Origin of the sequence: Paenibacillus planticolens (assembly GCF_013141725.1) — a bacterium.
Classification (GTDB): Bacteria; Bacillota; Bacilli; order Paenibacillales; family NBRC-103111; genus Paenibacillus_E; species Paenibacillus_E planticolens.
On sequence record NZ_WHNZ01000007.1, the window covers coordinates 196,025 to 212,786 of the forward strand.

The 16,762-nt window shown below is 44.3% G+C and carries 11 protein-coding genes and 1 pseudogene; 3 read left to right on the plus strand and 9 right to left on the minus strand.

Features of this window, described 5'->3' with window-relative positions:
- Positions 1–104: 104 nt before the first annotated feature.
- Positions 105–1,562: a flagellar hook assembly protein FlgD gene (locus GC097_RS01440; RefSeq protein WP_171681562.1), complete on the plus strand. Its 1,458-nt coding sequence runs from the start codon at positions 105–107 to the stop codon at positions 1,560–1,562.
- 116 nt (positions 1,563–1,678) lie between these two features.
- On the opposite strand, the gene GC097_RS01445 is transcribed toward GC097_RS01440, so the two are convergent.
- The 8 genes and pseudogenes from GC097_RS01445 to GC097_RS01480 form a co-directional block, all read right to left on the minus strand.
- On the minus strand, positions 1,679–2,722 hold the full coding sequence (locus GC097_RS01445) for an LLM class flavin-dependent oxidoreductase (RefSeq protein WP_171681563.1): 1,044 nt from the start codon (positions 2,720–2,722) through the stop codon (positions 1,679–1,681).
- A 506-nt stretch (positions 2,723–3,228) separates the two neighbouring features.
- Positions 3,229–4,011, minus strand: a pseudogene (locus GC097_RS01450) (SDR family oxidoreductase).
- Between the two features lie 277 nt (positions 4,012–4,288).
- On the minus strand, positions 4,289–5,539 hold the full coding sequence (locus GC097_RS01455; protein WP_171681564.1) for a CynX/NimT family MFS transporter: 1,251 nt from the start codon (positions 5,537–5,539) through the stop codon (positions 4,289–4,291).
- A 238-nt stretch (positions 5,540–5,777) separates the two neighbouring features.
- Positions 5,778–6,341: a helix-turn-helix domain-containing protein gene (locus tag GC097_RS01460; RefSeq protein WP_171681565.1), complete on the minus strand. Its 564-nt coding sequence runs from the start codon at positions 6,339–6,341 to the stop codon at positions 5,778–5,780.
- A gap of 197 nt (positions 6,342–6,538) precedes the next feature.
- A complete protein-coding gene (locus GC097_RS01465; RefSeq protein WP_171681566.1) occupies positions 6,539–6,769 on the minus strand; it encodes a hypothetical protein in 231 nt (76 codons plus the stop codon).
- A 130-nt stretch (positions 6,770–6,899) separates the two neighbouring features.
- A complete protein-coding gene (locus GC097_RS01470) occupies positions 6,900–7,229 on the minus strand; it encodes a hypothetical protein (RefSeq protein WP_171681567.1) in 330 nt (109 codons plus the stop codon).
- A 71-nt stretch (positions 7,230–7,300) separates the two neighbouring features.
- Positions 7,301–8,056, minus strand: a complete 756-nt coding sequence (locus tag GC097_RS01475; protein WP_171681568.1) for a DUF4184 family protein — start codon at positions 8,054–8,056, stop codon at positions 7,301–7,303.
- Positions 8,057–8,318: 262 nt separating this feature from the next.
- On the minus strand, positions 8,319–8,492 hold the full coding sequence (locus tag GC097_RS01480) for a hypothetical protein (RefSeq protein ID WP_171681569.1): 174 nt from the start codon (positions 8,490–8,492) through the stop codon (positions 8,319–8,321).
- A gap of 499 nt (positions 8,493–8,991) precedes the next feature.
- Between GC097_RS01480 and GC097_RS01485 the strand changes: the two genes are divergently transcribed.
- Together GC097_RS01485 and GC097_RS01490 are read left to right on the plus strand one after the other, a co-directional pair.
- The gene (locus GC097_RS01485) at positions 8,992–10,170 is read left to right on the plus strand and encodes a DUF4272 domain-containing protein (protein ID WP_171681570.1); all 1,179 of its coding nucleotides are present in this window, start codon (positions 8,992–8,994) and stop codon (positions 10,168–10,170) included.
- Positions 10,171–10,581: 411 nt separating this feature from the next.
- Positions 10,582–11,670 carry a M24 family metallopeptidase gene (locus GC097_RS01490; RefSeq protein WP_171681571.1) on the plus strand — a complete coding sequence of 363 codons (1,089 nt, stop codon included), beginning with the start codon at positions 10,582–10,584 and terminating at the stop codon, positions 11,668–11,670.
- Between the two features lie 443 nt (positions 11,671–12,113).
- On the opposite strand, the gene GC097_RS01495 is transcribed toward GC097_RS01490, so the two are convergent.
- Positions 12,114–16,517 (minus strand): glycosyl hydrolase 2 galactose-binding domain-containing protein, encoded by a 4,404-nt coding sequence (locus tag GC097_RS01495; RefSeq protein WP_171681572.1) that lies wholly within the window; start codon positions 16,515–16,517, stop codon positions 12,114–12,116.
- Positions 16,518–16,762: the final 245 nt, after the last annotated feature.

Here is a 16,762-nt window from a genome sequence, read left to right on the forward strand (position 1 = left end):
CGCTTGATATTCGATCAATAAATTAGCGAAACATTTGACTCCCCAGATGCGTCAATTTATATATCCTGTAAATCGGCTCTAACGAGCATTGGAGGAAACCTTGTATGCGAAAACAAACGCTTACCTTACTATCCGTAATCCTGCTTAGCGGATTGGTCCTCGACAAAGGCGTACATGCCGCTGATTCGAGCTCTGCGCTGCTTCCGTTACCCATCGAACTCGTTTTAAAAGAGCAACTTACGCCTGTGTATGACTCGATCGATGGTCAGCAGCTATATTCCGCTGCACCGCAAGTCGTGAAGGTCGATGGAGCAGAATCGGGCTGGGATCGTAAACTGATTCAGAATCATGAGGCTGTCTGGTTCGAAATTAAGACGTCTGACGGGGAACGTTGGGTTCACCTGCAAAACCCCGAGTTTCGGGAAGACTACTATCAACATATCCTGCTGACCGATAAGGAGAGCTTTTATAATGACCAGCGCGCTGGCGCTCGGAGCGCAGGATCCGTTTCTCCCCAACTGCTGCGCGTCCTGTATGCCGTCGAAGGCAATTATTTGGTCCAAACCTGGCTCGGCTATCGGTGGATGCGTCCGCTGCACCCCATCATTGACGATGTGCAAACGTATGGTGCGAACAGCTCAGGCATATCGTTTGAATTACCGACAACCTCACCGATGTTCGATTCCCCGGACGCCGGCAGTAATTTGGCAGGCTGGCTTGCCCCGCAATGGTTCACATCGAAAATCGTATGGAACGGTTGGTACTATGTAGACACTTGGGATGGCCCCCACTGGGTAAACCCGAAAGTGGGGTATCCTGCGGACTTACGCAGCGAAGATACGACGCTAATGCTAGACGAAACCGCGGTTGTTTACGAACATCCGAACAAGGCGGCCCGCGTGCTTGGTTCCTTTGCTCCTCAGACCGTTAGTTCTTTCGAGCATGGAGGCGGCTGGTATCATATTCACAGCTCGTGGCTCGGCGATTCGTGGATATACTATGTGAAACAGGACCAGGATCCCGATGCTTACGTCCCCCCGACGCATATAGAGGTAAAACCGATTACAGTAGTCAATCAAACTAAAATCATTACCGAACTCGGATCCGGGGGGCGAAATTATCCGTTTGATTTAACGGTTCTTGTTAAGAATGAAGCCGGTAATATCTCCAACGAAGCTTTTCAACCATATGGAAAAGATGTCGGTATCCAATTCACAGTCCGGAATATGAGTGAGGGTGCGCTGACGATGCAGCCAACTACCTCGTTCAAAATCAACATCTCCCGTCGGGATACGATGGATGGATCGTTGACGCTAGTTTGGTCCGGTCAAATCGATTCTCTGGATGCGAAAATGGCAAGCGGTGAAGTACATTCGCTTGACTTTATCTGGGACCAGAAAGATTCCGACGGGAAGCAAGTTCCTTTTGGCGAATATTCCGTTGAAATCAAACTGCCGATGAGCATCAGCTATACGAAGGATGGCGAACCGAGCACGGTTCAGCACGAGGACGCCAAGTCAGCCATACTTACAAGCTTCCCGTTGCGAATCAGCGCGAAGTAGGGAAAAGAAAGTTTAGACGGATCCGATAAATGAAACAGCGGCAGACAAAGACGTTAAATAAAGTCTTAGACCTGCCGCTATTGTGGCTCTGGCTCGAAGCACCCATAATGGTCAGATCATTTCTGGATTGCCTTTCGCACAGCTGGAGCGATCTCAGTTGCCAATTTTTCAATGTTCTCCACTACTTTTTTAAATGGCATCCCGCCCATATCTATTTGGGCCATAAATCGCTGATGTCCAAATAACTCGTATTGGTGCAAAATTTTTTCAATAATTTGCTGTGAACTTCCAACCAACAAGGCAGTTTCTTCTCCAGACAGCCGTTCAAAATCCGCTCTTGAAATCTCATTTTCCCAATAATTAATATGATAGGGATAGAATTCATCTCTTGCCTTCTGAGTTGTTTCAGCAATATAGACATGCCCGGTTACTCCAACCTTCAAATCTGCCGGAGCATGGCCTGCTTCATAAGCAGAAAGTCGATACCTGTCTACAAGCGGCTTGAACCGAATCGGGTCGCCTTCAAACACCACTAGCGCAAGTCCAGTACCAAATCTGCCGGCCCTTGCAGCACTTTCTAGACTTTCTTGAACGGCAATCCATAATGGGATACTTTTCTGAACAGGTCGCGGAGAGATTTCAGCGTCCAGAAATTCGGAGCGAAAACGCCCCGTCCAGGTAACCCTTTCATGGGCGCTCAGCTCTCGAAATAAATGAATATTTTCTTCGAACAAATCGTCGCAATTCTCCAAATTATAGCCAAATAGAGGGAAAGACTCTATATAGGCTCCACGCCCCGCCATGATTTCGGCGCGTCCATTGGATAAAAGATCCAGTGTCGCAAAATCCTCAAATAGACGTACAGGGTCTACCGTATTGAATATAGTTGCAGCACTGGTCAGTTTAATTCGCTTGGTAACTTGCGAAATTGCAGACAAGACCATCTGCGGCGATGATACTGCATAGTCCAGACGATGATGCTCGCCAACGCCAAAAACGTCCAGCCCTGCTTCATCTGCCATTTTCGCTGCTTGTATGATTTCGTTCAGCCGCTGTCTTGCACTGATACATATCCCCGTGTGTGGATTTGATCTTAAATCTGCTAATGTATATATCCCAAATTCCATGCCTGAATGATCGATCTCGGGATCTACCTTCATAATTTTTTCCTCCTAACACCCCATTTAACGACCAAGAAAGATCAGATATTTAAATAATTCGCCATAACCTTCTTTAAAAATGCTGATTGATCTTACATAATATTCTGCTTTTTCAAATAGTTACGACTTAAGCATGCTTAATCTGAATCTTTATTAGGTCAAGAAAGTTTTCCGTAGCCGCGGCGATCTGTTCCAATAACTTAATGAGGCTGCCGATTGATTTATCGGCAGCCTCATTAAGTAGCTTGTTAAACTAACGTTCACTTTCTAGTTCGATTTCTATCATTCTGGGACCATAACGATTCATACCCTTTGGGATAACAAAATCAATTTTTTCACTAAGTGATTCAAGCAAGAGTAATTCAGAATTTATCTCTTCGGTGCTCATTTCAGAATGGATTCGAAGTAAGAAAGATCCGCTCTTGCTTGTTTCAAGAACGAAAGTACATGTGTCTGATAGTTGGTTAAACCGAATCCGTTCCCAATCTCTATTACGTATTCATCTGTTAGTTGAACCCACCCGTGGAATGTAATACTTGGCCGGTAATCCACTCCCCATCATCAGTCGCTAAGAATGCAACCAGACGAGCTGCATCCTTAGGCAATCCTACTCTACCTGTTACAAATTGCTTAGATAGCTGGTGTCGTAGGTCAGGAGTCATCCACCCTGTGTCTGTGGGGCCAGGATTTACCGCATTTACGGTGATGCCTTTCGGTCCTGCTTCTGCTGCAAAAGTGCGTGTGAAAGCATCAATTGCCCCTTTCGTCGTGGCATAAGAAATTTCACCAGTCATGGGACCTAGTGATTGGCCCGATGTCATATTAATAACTCGGCCACCTGTCGATTGCGTAAATCGTCTGGCGAATTCCACACTAAGCATAGTTACCGCCCTAACATTAATTGCGTAGTGTGCATCCAAAGACTCTGGTGTAATCGTGGTTAAATCATCGTTAACCGAATATCAAGCATTATTTATAAGAATGGAAGGTTCTCCTAGCTTCTGCTCAACTTTATTTAATAAATCCACAAAGCTTTCAGGTAAAGAAAGATCCATCCTTACGTGTTCGCAACGAACGCCCAAGGAGCGTATTTCCTCACAAAGTTGCTCTTGCTCCTCGTAATTGCTACCCCAGGGCATCTGTTGATCGTAACTAACCCAGTGTGTAAAAAATACATCAGCCCCTAGATAGGCCAACTCTTTGCACACCGCTGCACCGATTCCTGCGCTGCGACTTGCCCCTGTTACTATTGCGATTCGACCTGTTAATCTGCCAGGTATAGTCTTCATGGGTCTTTTCTCTCCTTTTTGTGAGTCAGGTCCCGAATAAGTCATTCACAAAATGATTGTACTCCTACAAAAGTAAAAACATCTCTTCTAATTCGGTGCATCCTCTGTCCTTTTATGTAACTTTAGTTTACCATTGACCCCCAGAATTTGGACGTACTAAACAATTATAATAAAACTATACTCCAATCGAAAAAGCAGCCACTTGTTGTCGACTGCCTTCACTGCTATTTTTATTAAGATATAGTTTCACGTTAGCAAGGAAACCGAACATTTTGAATTATCTTTTCCTTTGCAAGCCATAATTAACTTTAGGAGCACCCACAAATCGGTTCCTTGCTGCACCAATACCAAACATAAACAGTAATATAGAAGCGCCAACTAATATGAGGAGTGGCATGGTCCAACTATTTGTCGCATCATGCAGATATCCAATCAACGCAGGACCAATTGCTGCCAGGAGGTATCCGATCGATTGCGCCATTCCAGACAGTTCAGCAGCCTGTTGAGAATTTTCTGTACGCAAGCCGAAAAACATCATGGCCAAGCTAAAGGCAAAGCCTCCACCAATTCCGAGTATTATGATCCACAATAGAATTAGATTGGAACTTCCATAAAGTAGTCCGAGTGTTCCCGTCAAAATCAAAATGGACGTGATGATCACTAATGAACGTTGGTTTGACATACGCCCAGCAATAACGGGGACAATAAAGGTAAATGGAAGCAGAGCTAGTTGCATAATCGAGAGATACCATCCTGATTGACCTGAATCAATTCCTTGCTGTTTTAATATTTCAGGCAACCATGCAATCAGCACATAGAATATCATGGATTGTATGCCCATAAACAAGGTTACTTGCCAAGCCAGGGACGAACGCCAAACATTCACATCATTGTTGATCGGTTGTTTGTTGCCAGAGGTGGGAACTTGTTTTGATCGATTTTTTAATTGCGGTAACCAACAGAGTATTGATAAAAAACTTAGAAACCCCCAGATTCCCAATGCGCCTTGCCACTTTAAACCTGCTCCTACTGCTAGCGGCACACTGATTCCCGAAGCGATCGCTCCACATAAATTCATTGAAATAGAATATACACCTGTCATGGCGCCGATTTTATTCGAGAAATCCCGTTTGATTAGACTTGGCAATAATACATTACACACTGCAATTGCAAATCCAAGAATTGCAGTTCCAACATACAGATTAGCTGCCCCAGATAAAGAACGTATTACAATTCCAACGGTTAAAAATATGAGGGCTATCAAAATGACGCGTTCCACGCCATATTTTCGTCCTAATTTAGGCACAAAAGGAGATAATAAGGCAAAAGCAAGCAATGGCACCGTAGTAATCAGGCCCGCTAACGTATTTGAAATATGAACATTATCCCTAATGAGACTAGCTAAAGGACCGACCGAGGTTAAAGGAGCACGTAGATTAGCCGCGATAACAATAATGCCTAGAATTATCAGCCACGTAGAAGATGGAACAGCTTGTTTGTTCTGATTTTTTTCTATTTGATTTGACATTCTAAATTTCTCCTTACTGCCGATTGAAAAACTAATCACTAAATAACTATTCGCGCGAATACAATTAGTATAGTATAATATATTTTATTTTGCAATAAGTATATAATAAAGTACCAACGATAGTGCGTAATCTTCAAATATTTACTTTTCTAAAAACAAAAAAACAACAAAGAAAATTCCATGTAACATGGACTTCTTAGTTGTATTTTGAAGAATAATCCAGTAATTTATTCGAATTTTACATTCCATATTTTAATGAAATATGAAGCACAGCTTCGCTATCCGTATGATTAGTATAGGAATGTGGACTATCTGCACGGAAACTGATCGAATCATATTGATTCAATAGGTAGACCTCTCCATTAACTTGAATTTCAATTGCACCTGTCATGACTGTCGCAATTTCAGTTGAATTCAGATGATGACCTTCAGGGTGATACGAGCTATTTGGTTGCAAATAAGCACGACACATTTCAATATCGTAAGTTGCGTTTTTAAAGATTGGTTCAACAACCCAATTCTTTTGATCGCTAGTAAACCGCAACCCCTCGCCTGCTCGGTAAAGACATACAGGATCTTCTGATTTGAACAAGGCCATTAACGGTAAAGATACGCCTTTTGAAATTTTCCATAAAATAGCTATCGTTGGATTTGTTTCGCCACGCTCAATATTTCCAAGCGTGAGTTTACTTACACCAGTTAACTCCGCTAACTCTTCTAGGCTCATATTTTTTTCTTTTCTAAATTTTTTTAGGGCAGCGCCGACTTGTAATATGATTTGTTTTGAATCATCGACTTCCATTTGAATTTCACCTCTGTAAAAGAATAACTATTGCTAAGTATATGGCTTATCGAGACTTTTTCAAAGAGCAGTTGCCGTTATACCACCACCATGCACTTCTTCAAGAGTCGGCTAAAAAAGCCTGCTGTATTTTACAACACAATCAGGCTTGTGACGTTACAGTAAATATCCTTTTCAAAATTATTGCCGTTTTCCACTTAAATTAAGCTTTTCATGCCCCGCAGCCACTCATAAAAACCATCATCGAAAAAGAGATCAGGAATGTATGTCTGAGTGTAATTGCAATTTGGGCAAAGAAGTACCAACCCTTGTTCAAGCACCTTAGGGTATAATTTCTCGTGTTTACTGTTGTTTCCGCAAGTAAGAGGATGCACTCCTTCTAACTGCTGGTAATCTTTAATACGTTGCTTAACTTCCTCTTCGTTCATTTATATCCCCTTTATTTACATTGATTACTTACGATTCTGCCCTACTATCCTTGAAAACCATCTAACAGAAATTCACCAATCTTTTCGATATAATTATACACGATGTACTCTTCTACAACATAAAATAATCTTATTTCGGGAGTTCCGAAATGACTCCATCCAAGGGTCCTATCACCCGGACAAATTCTCCTGTATTAGCCTGAATATCTACTGAATAACCATCAATCATAACAGACCATTGCGTATTTCCTATGATTTTGTTCCAAACAGTATCTTTCGTAAGCACACAATATTCAGCTGATTTCTGCGTATCTATATCTACGTTCATTTTTTTGTTGATGACTTGAATATATTCTTTTGCTTTGATAATAGCAATATCTTCTGTAAGAACGGGTTTTTGAAATTGATAAATGATAAATAGACTTATTGATATCAGAAAAACTAAAGAAATCTTCTTCATTGTTTTCACCACTTATTATTTAAAAATACTGAAGCGTTTTGTTGCTTATCGCCAAACTATTGTGTCGACAACTATTTTGTCCGATGCCTCTTTGTGTTCAAGAATAAGGATATCAGAAGTACTCCTAAACAGAAACCGGAAATTGGTGCTACGACCAAGATTCCGATGATATTGCCACTTGAGGTAAATATTAACTTGCACGCTGTAATGAAGACAGCGCCCATCAAGGCAAAACTCCAAAAATACAGCTTTTGTTTGTATGTAATTGCTGGAAGCATTTTTCTATGGGGTACTGTCTTGTAAAGCGCCAGTCCAATGACGCCAACTACATACATTATTCCTATCATCGACAGAGTATGCTGCAATATTTTATAGACCGGTAGGTTCCAAACAACAATAGACTGCAAGATGATAAGATGCCGAACCATATAACCGCTCTCATGCGTGAATGCATCCAGCGCTATGTGTGAGAGAAAGCCGATGAAAACAGATAAAATGAAGACTAACCAGTCGCGAAGCGTTTGTAGACCCCAAGAGGATACAAGGCTGTACCCTCTACGATTGATGTCTAAGAGAGACGGCAGGTGAAGGACGAGCGATTCCCTAACAAAAGTGTGAAAAAGATATGCAAACAACAAACTTAACGGGATCCCCTGGATGAAAAATCCCGCAAACGAGTGGCCTATCTTCTGATACGGTTCCAAAGCTAGAAAATATTCAAAATCAGGGGCCATGCTCCCCAGCACGAGGCCAGTTAAACTGAACCATCGAGTGCTGATGAATTTTACGGGAAAAGCATAAGCCGGGTGCGCGAAGGTAAAGGGCATCGTTTGCCTACTCCTTTTTCGGGAAGTCATAATTAATCCACTTTGCTTTATAACCATCCACTCCATGTCGTTGTAAAAGTAAATCCAGTGAAGCTACAACTGCTTTTACAAACTCCGATATAGTACACCTCTCATTAAAATTTTGAATTAGTTTCTTCCTTCGAACCAAATCTTCAAATGAATCAATGTTAATGTTTAGATGACTTGCATCTACTTTATTTAATGTCCAAACCGTCCCGCCTGGCTCCTCATGCATTTTGAATTAAGCACTTTTCACAGGGAATGGAACCAATTCAGGTAAGAGTGAAATTAGTGCTTTCAACATATCGTATAGTGCATCCGATAGGAAGCTTGCTGAGAAATATTCAGTATTGGTATTTATTTCGATTAATCCATCAGCCCAACCAGCTCCGCATAATTCATATTTGAACTCCATTTCTTACCTCCTTTTTATTGACTTAATTGATAAATAACTGTTATTCCTATAGTTATTAAGGCAATCAAGCATGGCATAAAACCGAGTAATACTTTCAGTAAATTTATTCTTTATTGACCTTTCCCTTCAAAGATAATGAGCAGGTTGCATCAGTACTTGCCCATAAAGGTCATTACTCAACAAACGTTTTCGAGGGAATGCTTACTTTTAGCTTGCTTAAACCCCATTTCTTCCATGAGCAGTTCCAATTTCTTCTTTATTTGCTCCATTTATTAACACCACCAAAACTCATCATTAATTATACATATATTACCACGAAACTGGCATATTTTTGACCTATCTTCATTGAACTATTCTGCCCATTCGTATGCGGAACCTATATTGACACAATTCAATTGAACATGATTTTAGTAACGACTAAATTGCATGCCAAGCAAGAATTTGACAGCCGCTTAGGGAGACTAGTAGTCTATTTATGTAGCCCAAAGGAGGTTAGAACTTGAAGTATTTTACTATCTTTGCATCCAGAAACAATATTGACGATATCAGCGATATCATCGCAGACCTGTATGCGAAAAACCATACTATTGAGAAAAACGGCAATAATTATGTTGTTAAAACTGGTTCGCTATTCTATAAGCGGAAGACGACGATTCGGGTCTCCAACGAGACGGCGGATCCCGATTATTTCGAAACAAATATTCCTGGGATGATAGGCTTTTACAATCGCATACCTTTTGCCGACGAGAATCGAAAGGGGCTTGTCCTAACGCAAATCTCCGTATTCAATACGTTGATTACGCTGGAAGCGGAGAAAGAGCTTGGCGAAGAGCAGATGCGACTGGGCATGGCACTGATGTCCAGAATCGAAGGGATAGGCTTTTTACAGGACGGAACGTTACTTGATTATGACGGGCAAGTCATTGTGCACCCAGACGGGACATCAGGTCCAGCCGACTTCCGCCCACGAGCCAGCACAAATAAAGTGTTAGGGCCGGCGGCGGCGGCGTCCGAAGATGGCGAGCGAAGGAAGTGGGCGTCCATCGATTATATCCGGGAACGCGGTATTCCACATCTGGACACATTGCCGCAGCTCCTGCCCGCAGCGAAGTGCCTGTGGAAGTCTCAAGAAGAGATTGCAAAGAGAGCTGTTGCTCTTCTAATCGTAATCCAATACGCTTGCGATGTCGCCCAAGGCGGTGATCTAGCCGCTTCGAAGGATTTTGTGATGAACATGCTCCGCAAATTCGGCGTAGAAAACCAGCTGACCGTGAATGAACGCCGCCTGTTGGAAGCGGAGGAACCGACGCCACAAGTGGCCATTAATATTGCTTGGCAGTATGAAGCTTACTGGCCTCTGATCTGGGCACTGCAGCTGGTGGATACTCTTGATTTCCCCGATCATACGTGCGACTGCAACTTTGCTATTGAGGCCCTCTCAAGATGCGAATCGTTCGATGAATTTTATCGGCAGACCACCATGCGAAGCCGGGAAGAAATTCTGGATGAAGCGGATAAAACCTACCGTCTTCATTGGGCGTGCGTCAACAGTCGCATCCAAGGACAGGATGCCCCCTCTGGCATGAATGAGAGCATCGTGATGGAGAGACGCAGGGGATTGTTCTGGATGGTCGGCTGCGACAATGAGGAGTGGGACCGTATCTCGATGGATACATAGGCACGATATGTACGATAGACACGCATAAAGGACCTGCCGGTCCTTTATGTATTAACGGTACTCCCCTAGCGGCAGTAACCAGTTCGGAATAGACGTTATTACTTTGCGAGTCATATTTCACAACCGCAAATGTCGCAATCTCGCTGAAATGCCAGTCCATCCGGTCGGCACCACGAAGTTCCATAATTCAACAATTACAATCACATAATTATTCCGCGATACTGCCCGTCCCTCGGTTTCCGCAACGCTTAATGAGATAATCTTCTTGTCACCCGATACTTACTAACATTATAATGGGTCCATTATGTAAAATTCACGCTCAGTGGCATTAAAGTCACTCATTTACCGATAATGGTTATGATGCGATTTACTTATTATCCGTAAACGGCGAAAGGATGGTTGATTGATTTAATGAATACTCGTATAGAACAGCTAGTTGCATATATGGATCGGCAGGCGATCGACGCCGTACTGATTACGATGCCGAAGCATGTGTATTATTTGACCGGGTTTGCAAGCGACCCGCATGAGCGTTTTCTTGGTCTGCTGATTCCGCGCGGAGCCGAACCGCTGCTAATCGTACCGGCTCTGGACCTTGAAGCGGCGCAAGGCGCATCGTCCGTGAAGGATATCCATGCCCATACGGACACCGATAACCCATACGAAGTTCTCAGCAAGCTTATGCCTGCGGGCGTCCGAACGCTGGGACTGGAGAAGGACTACATGACTGTTAGCCGGTTCGAGGCAATTAGCCAAGCGGTCCGTGCAACCGTTTATGCGGATATCGACGAACCGCTGCGCGAGATGCGAGTCATTAAGACTCCGGACGAAGTGATGCGCATGAAGCATGCGGTGCGGATCATCGAGGATGTACTGAGCATCGGCATCGCGCAAGTGAAGCCTGGCGTTACGGAGATTGAGCTTGTGGCGGAGCTGGAGTACCAGATGAAGAAGCTCGGTGCGAGCGGACCATCCTTCTCGACGATGGTGCTGGCAGGCGAGAAATCTGCGCTGCCGCATGGCGTCCCGGGCTCACGTGCCGTCCGCGAAGGAGAGCTGCTCTTGTTCGACCTCGGTGTCTATGCAGACGGATATGCATCGGATATTACGCGAACGTTCGCGGTAGGCGATATTTCGGAAGAGCAGGCGAAAATTTATCAGACAGTGCTGCAGGCGAACCTGCACGCCATTGAAGCGACTCGCCCCGGCGCTACGCTGGCCAGCCTGGACCACGCGGCGCGCAAGCACATCACCGACGTCGGCTACGGGACGTATTTCATGCACCGGCTTGGGCATGGGCTTGGCATGGATGTACACGAATATCCATCCGTGCACGGCAATAACCAGGAGCTGCTGCGCAGCGGCATGGTCTTTACGATCGAGCCAGGCATCTACGTGCCGGGCGTCGGCGGTGTGAGGATCGAGGACGATGTGCTCGTCACGGACAGCGGCTTCGAGGTGCTGACGTCGTTCCCGAAGGAACTTACAGTCATCGGGTAACGGTTCTATACAGAAGACAAAGAGGCTATCCCCTGTCATTTCTTTGACTTATCGGACACAGGTAAAGTTTCTATGGTCAAAATAAGGGGAAAATTCCCTCTAATTTGGCCGCAGAAGCCTGCCAGTCCTATATAACAGGAAAAACTCCCACTATTTGCACCGATTTCGTGAGAATTCACAAAATCCGGTCCAATTAACGGGAGTTTTTCCTTATAAATTCCTTGCGAGGTCATCTTTCGAGCAATTTAGAGGGAGATTTTCCAGTTATCTTCCTTCGGATTTGGTACCATCAAGAATCTACTTATGTGACAGCTTCCTCCTTTTCAATATTTGGGAATGTAACATCATTCACCAATAATTCCACTTGATCCCATTGGCAATCTTTCCTCACATGCATGCACAAAAATAAAAAGAGGAAGGCTTTTCAGCCCCCCTCTTAATCCTTATTCGATTTCAAGTATCTTACTTGCAATAATCGCTAAGTCGACAATGTCAATCTTGCCGTCCCCATTGAGATCCGCAAATTTGTAAAGATCCCAATCCGGATCGGTGGACGATCTACCGTAGTTGCTTGCGATAACAGCCAAGTCACCAATGCTCACTTTTCCATCCCCGTTCATATCTCCAGGGGTAGGTTTAATGACCAAAGCATTGAACGCTGCCAGCGCCACTCTTAAATCATTTGTTGCCTGATCGACTTGAGCCTGAGTAGCCCCTGCATTATTGTAAACGGTTCTTGCGCTGGCAATTGCCGCTAACAGAGTTGCTTTCGATCCTGCTGGATATTGACCGGCTTTGGTGCCTTCAACGGCGGAGTCGTGTGAGCTCTGAGCCGTGTTAATGATAGCGGAGAGCGCCTCTTTCTCAAGAATTATGATTTGAGCTTTGAACGCTGCCAACGCCGCATTTAAATCGGTTACTGCTTGAGCTATTTGATTTTGGGTGGCTGCCCCATTGTTTAACACAGCTTCCGCGCTCGTAATAGCGGCTAACAGGACTGCCTTCGTTCCTGCCGGATACTGGCCGTAATCTCCGCCTTCAACTGCCTGATTATATGTGGTTTTAGCTTCGCTAATTTTGAAGGAGAGTACGGTTCTGTCCGCCGGGTTCACAATAACGACGTGGGAAGCTTCTGATTCTAATGCCGGTGTTGTTTCATCCCCCACATTATCACCAAGAACAACTTTAGACAGCTCCAAGGTTACAGGTCCGGAAGCATTCTGCTTAGCCTTCCAGTTCAGCTTGATTACCTCGCCGCCGTTTATTACCATATTATCGCTTCCCAAACTAGCCCCAATAATTCGAACTTTACCTAGCTCCGTATTATTTTTGAAATCCACTATTGTAAATTTATCCTTCAGTAAGGATTCCGCTTTGACAAATTCAACTTGAGCCGGATTATAAGATATCGTCACATCTTGGGCAAAAATCCCATTCTTCACGTTTGACAATCCATAGATCAAGCTAAACTCATCGCCAGCATTCACCGTACCGGTTCCTCCCAAGAACGGAGTAAGGCGATCGCTCGATTGGTCATATACTTCAAACTCGGCAATATTGAAACTGGTTGATGCAGCTGTAGCGCCTAATCCAGTAACCCCTTGACCTGTGCCTCCTGAACCTATTTGAGGACCTGCCGGACGTTTCCCGGACATCGTCAGCCTGATATACCGCTTGGTAACAGGTGCAAACTGTAGATCACTCATAGCGGAACCGTTGCTGTTCTTCCCTGTGTATACAGTCTGCCAGTTGGTGTTGTCGTCAGATACTTCAATCGTCATATTCTGCGCATAGTTTGCATAATCCCATCTGACGATCGCTCTGCTGAATTTAGTCGGTGTTCCGAAATCAACTTTGTACCATTGCGGATCAGCACCGGTGCCGGTATTCGTAGAGCTCTGCCATTTGGTATATACCGTGTTGTCTAAAGCATTGCTTGCATTGTTTGAACCTTGTGTCGTTGACGCTGTTGCCGATTTTCCACGGGCAAGATTAGCCGAAGTAGGCGTCGGATTTTGCTTCGTTGTTAAGTTATTATAACTGTTGACTTCAACGTAAGGGTTCGCATTACCCAAATCGGACAAATTGTACTTGGCCGTAAGGGTTCTCTCTTCTCCTGGAAGCAATAGGAAATAATTGTCTTCCATTCTAACCGGAGCGATCAGGTCGCCATAAACGCCTTTCCTGATCTTAGCGAATACGGCATAGGCTATGGAGTTACCATTGTTTTTAACCGTATAGGTAAGAGTTTGCTCTTGTCCTTGAGTTACCGCCTTAGGAGTACCGACAATTTGCAGGTCAACCGGCTTCAGCTTCTGCAGTTGTGTAAAGTCTGCATATTGATTTTGCGGCGTGTAGTTCCAGCCATGGTTCGCGTAGCGGACCAAATCTTTTTTCGTAGTTTGCGCATAAGAATTGACACTTACAAGCTTGTTATTGGCGTCTCTTAATTCCAATCTAAGGAAATAAGTCGGCGTTACAGCAATCGACCCTTCATCAATACCGTCAACTACTGTGATACCGTAAGCATTGTTAATTTTTCCTTGGAAATTAATCGTCTGGTAACCGATTTGCTTCGGTACGCCCCCCACAGCCGCACTTGCTCCATCCGGAGTCACGGCCAGGTTATTGAACTCTTTTTCATACACTTTGCTGCTGTCGGTATTATAAATCTGTATCTTCGCATTTAAACTGTTGTAATTATTTTGCGTGCTGTTAATGATTTTGACTTGTTTGGACGCATAGTCGTACATGATGTGGAGCGGTTCGTTGGCGATCTTCGCACCGAAATAGGAGCCGTTCGGGTTCATATAGTAATCGAAAAGATTCCAATAAAAACTAGGCCAAGCATTGTTGAGCATCCACTGAACCCAACCCGACGCCTTGGTATATTTGTTAGCATTCACCGCTTCATACTGTGCACGCTGTGCATCATATTGTTGAACTTGAGCCTTGATATTGTACTCTTCCAGACTGTTCGATTGACCGTAGTGGTTATCCATAGCCCGGTTGAAATTCGAAAGATCCCTGAAATTGCTTCTGGCATTGTGATAATTCCATTGTTGAAAATTATCTCCGCCCACATTGTAAGGCCACAAGGCATTAGCCGGCAAGATTTTCTTCATCGTTTCGATTACCGGAATGCTTGGACCAGGCCCTGCTTCGGAAGTGAAACCGAATGCACCGCCGTCGTTCATATCCTCAAAATACATCGCCGGAGGCGCATAGTCATACGTAGCGTCCATATGCATGCCGCCAACCGTTCCCGTCAACGTCGCTACCTTCGCAGAACCGCTGGAGATGATGGCTCCATACTCATCCCAGTGCATCTGGTGTTCAATATCCAGATACTTCTGCTCAACTTCCTTTCCACGACCCGTACTGCTTAAAGACGCCGGATCGTCACTGCCGTTCATCCACGCGATCATACTTGGATGGACTCTTGCGATGCGAAGCTGCGAATTTAAAGACGCGCTCGCAACGGCAATATCCGCATCGGTATATTGAGCCGGTTGCTGCCACTTGCTGCAGCAGACCCATCCGGTCATGTACATAATACCGTTTGCGTCCAAAAGATCCAACAAGCTGTCGTCGAAGAACATCCCCTCATCCCGGATGGCGTTCATGCCCATATCTTGCAGGTACTGAACAACCGCACGATTTGTATCCGAATTGCGGCGAAGGAACAGGTCGGTCGGAGAATAGCCTCCTGCCTTGATAAGGACAGGTTTGTGATTCACGTAGAACTGCACCATATCCTTAAGAGGCGGATTTGTTCTTACGGAAGGAGATACATTCATCTCCGTGTTGATTTCACGAATACCAAATCTTTGAGTAATGGAGTCGCTAACTTTATTATTTGCTGTAAATTTGAATTCAATGGTGTACATCGGCTGTCCGCCCATATCCTTTGGCCACCATAACTGAGGTTTACTAATATTGAGTTCGTTAAATTTATTCGATGTAAACGCGACTTCCTGATCCTTGGCTCCCGCGTTCACGGTTAGAGGCTGAGATACCACTGCCAATACGGTATTGGAAGGGTCTTTAATGGTCGCTTCCATGATGCCTGAAACGGAAGCACCACTATTATTGCTAACTTCCACGTAGGCATTGAGATGTGCGGCAGAAAGATCATTTTCCACCTTGGACGTTACAAACGGATTGCGTGTCTTAACAACATCGCTAGTCGTAATGAATACGTCGCGCCATATCCCCATGTTGTTATCCGGTGGTCTTGGAACCCAATCCACCCAATAGAGTGAAAAGTCTTTTCCATAATCCGACCTGGATACACTGACAGCAATCGTATTTTTGGTGACGCCGTCACTGATGATATAATCCGTAATATCCAATTCGTAAGTTCGGAAAGAACCAACAATATCAGATGTTTTAGCAATTTGATGTCCGTTAACCCAGATATCACCTGTATAAGCGATTCCTTGAAAATTCACTAATATTCTCTTACCCTGTTCAGAGGCAGGCAAAGTAAACTCCGTACGATACCACCAAGGAACTGTAAATCTGCTTTCATCGATTTTGGCTATGCCGTCGCCAATATACGGATCGGGAACATTGCCCGCTTGAATCAAAGCTCCCAAAACCGTATTGGGAACTGTCGTTTTAAACCAACCGGTTGTATTATAGCTGCTGGCTGAAACTGCTGCCCCATCTTGCGTTGCAATTGCCGACGACTGAATCTTCCAATTGCTGCTCAATGCGTACACATTATTCAGAGAAATCGCTTTACCCACTGTGTTCGTATCGTTGGAATTCGTCGACTCTGCATTCGCCGGTGTACTGTTTGTAAAAGCTAAGCTGGTGATCGACATCAACAAAGCCATCATTAGACACAGATTTTTTGTGAATGATCTGCTGACATGCATCCCCTTATCCCTCCCAATTAAATTAAAAGTTCCTTGATTGCCAAAAACCGAATCGATACGTTTTGTATCCAATGCAACACAGACAGACTACCTTTCATGAGCTTTGCATGCAGGCTTGGAAATTACGAGTGGTTAATGTACAAAGGAAGTATTCTAGCTGGTTGACAACGTGGATGAACTTTCTTTATCACCTTCTTTCCTGCGGA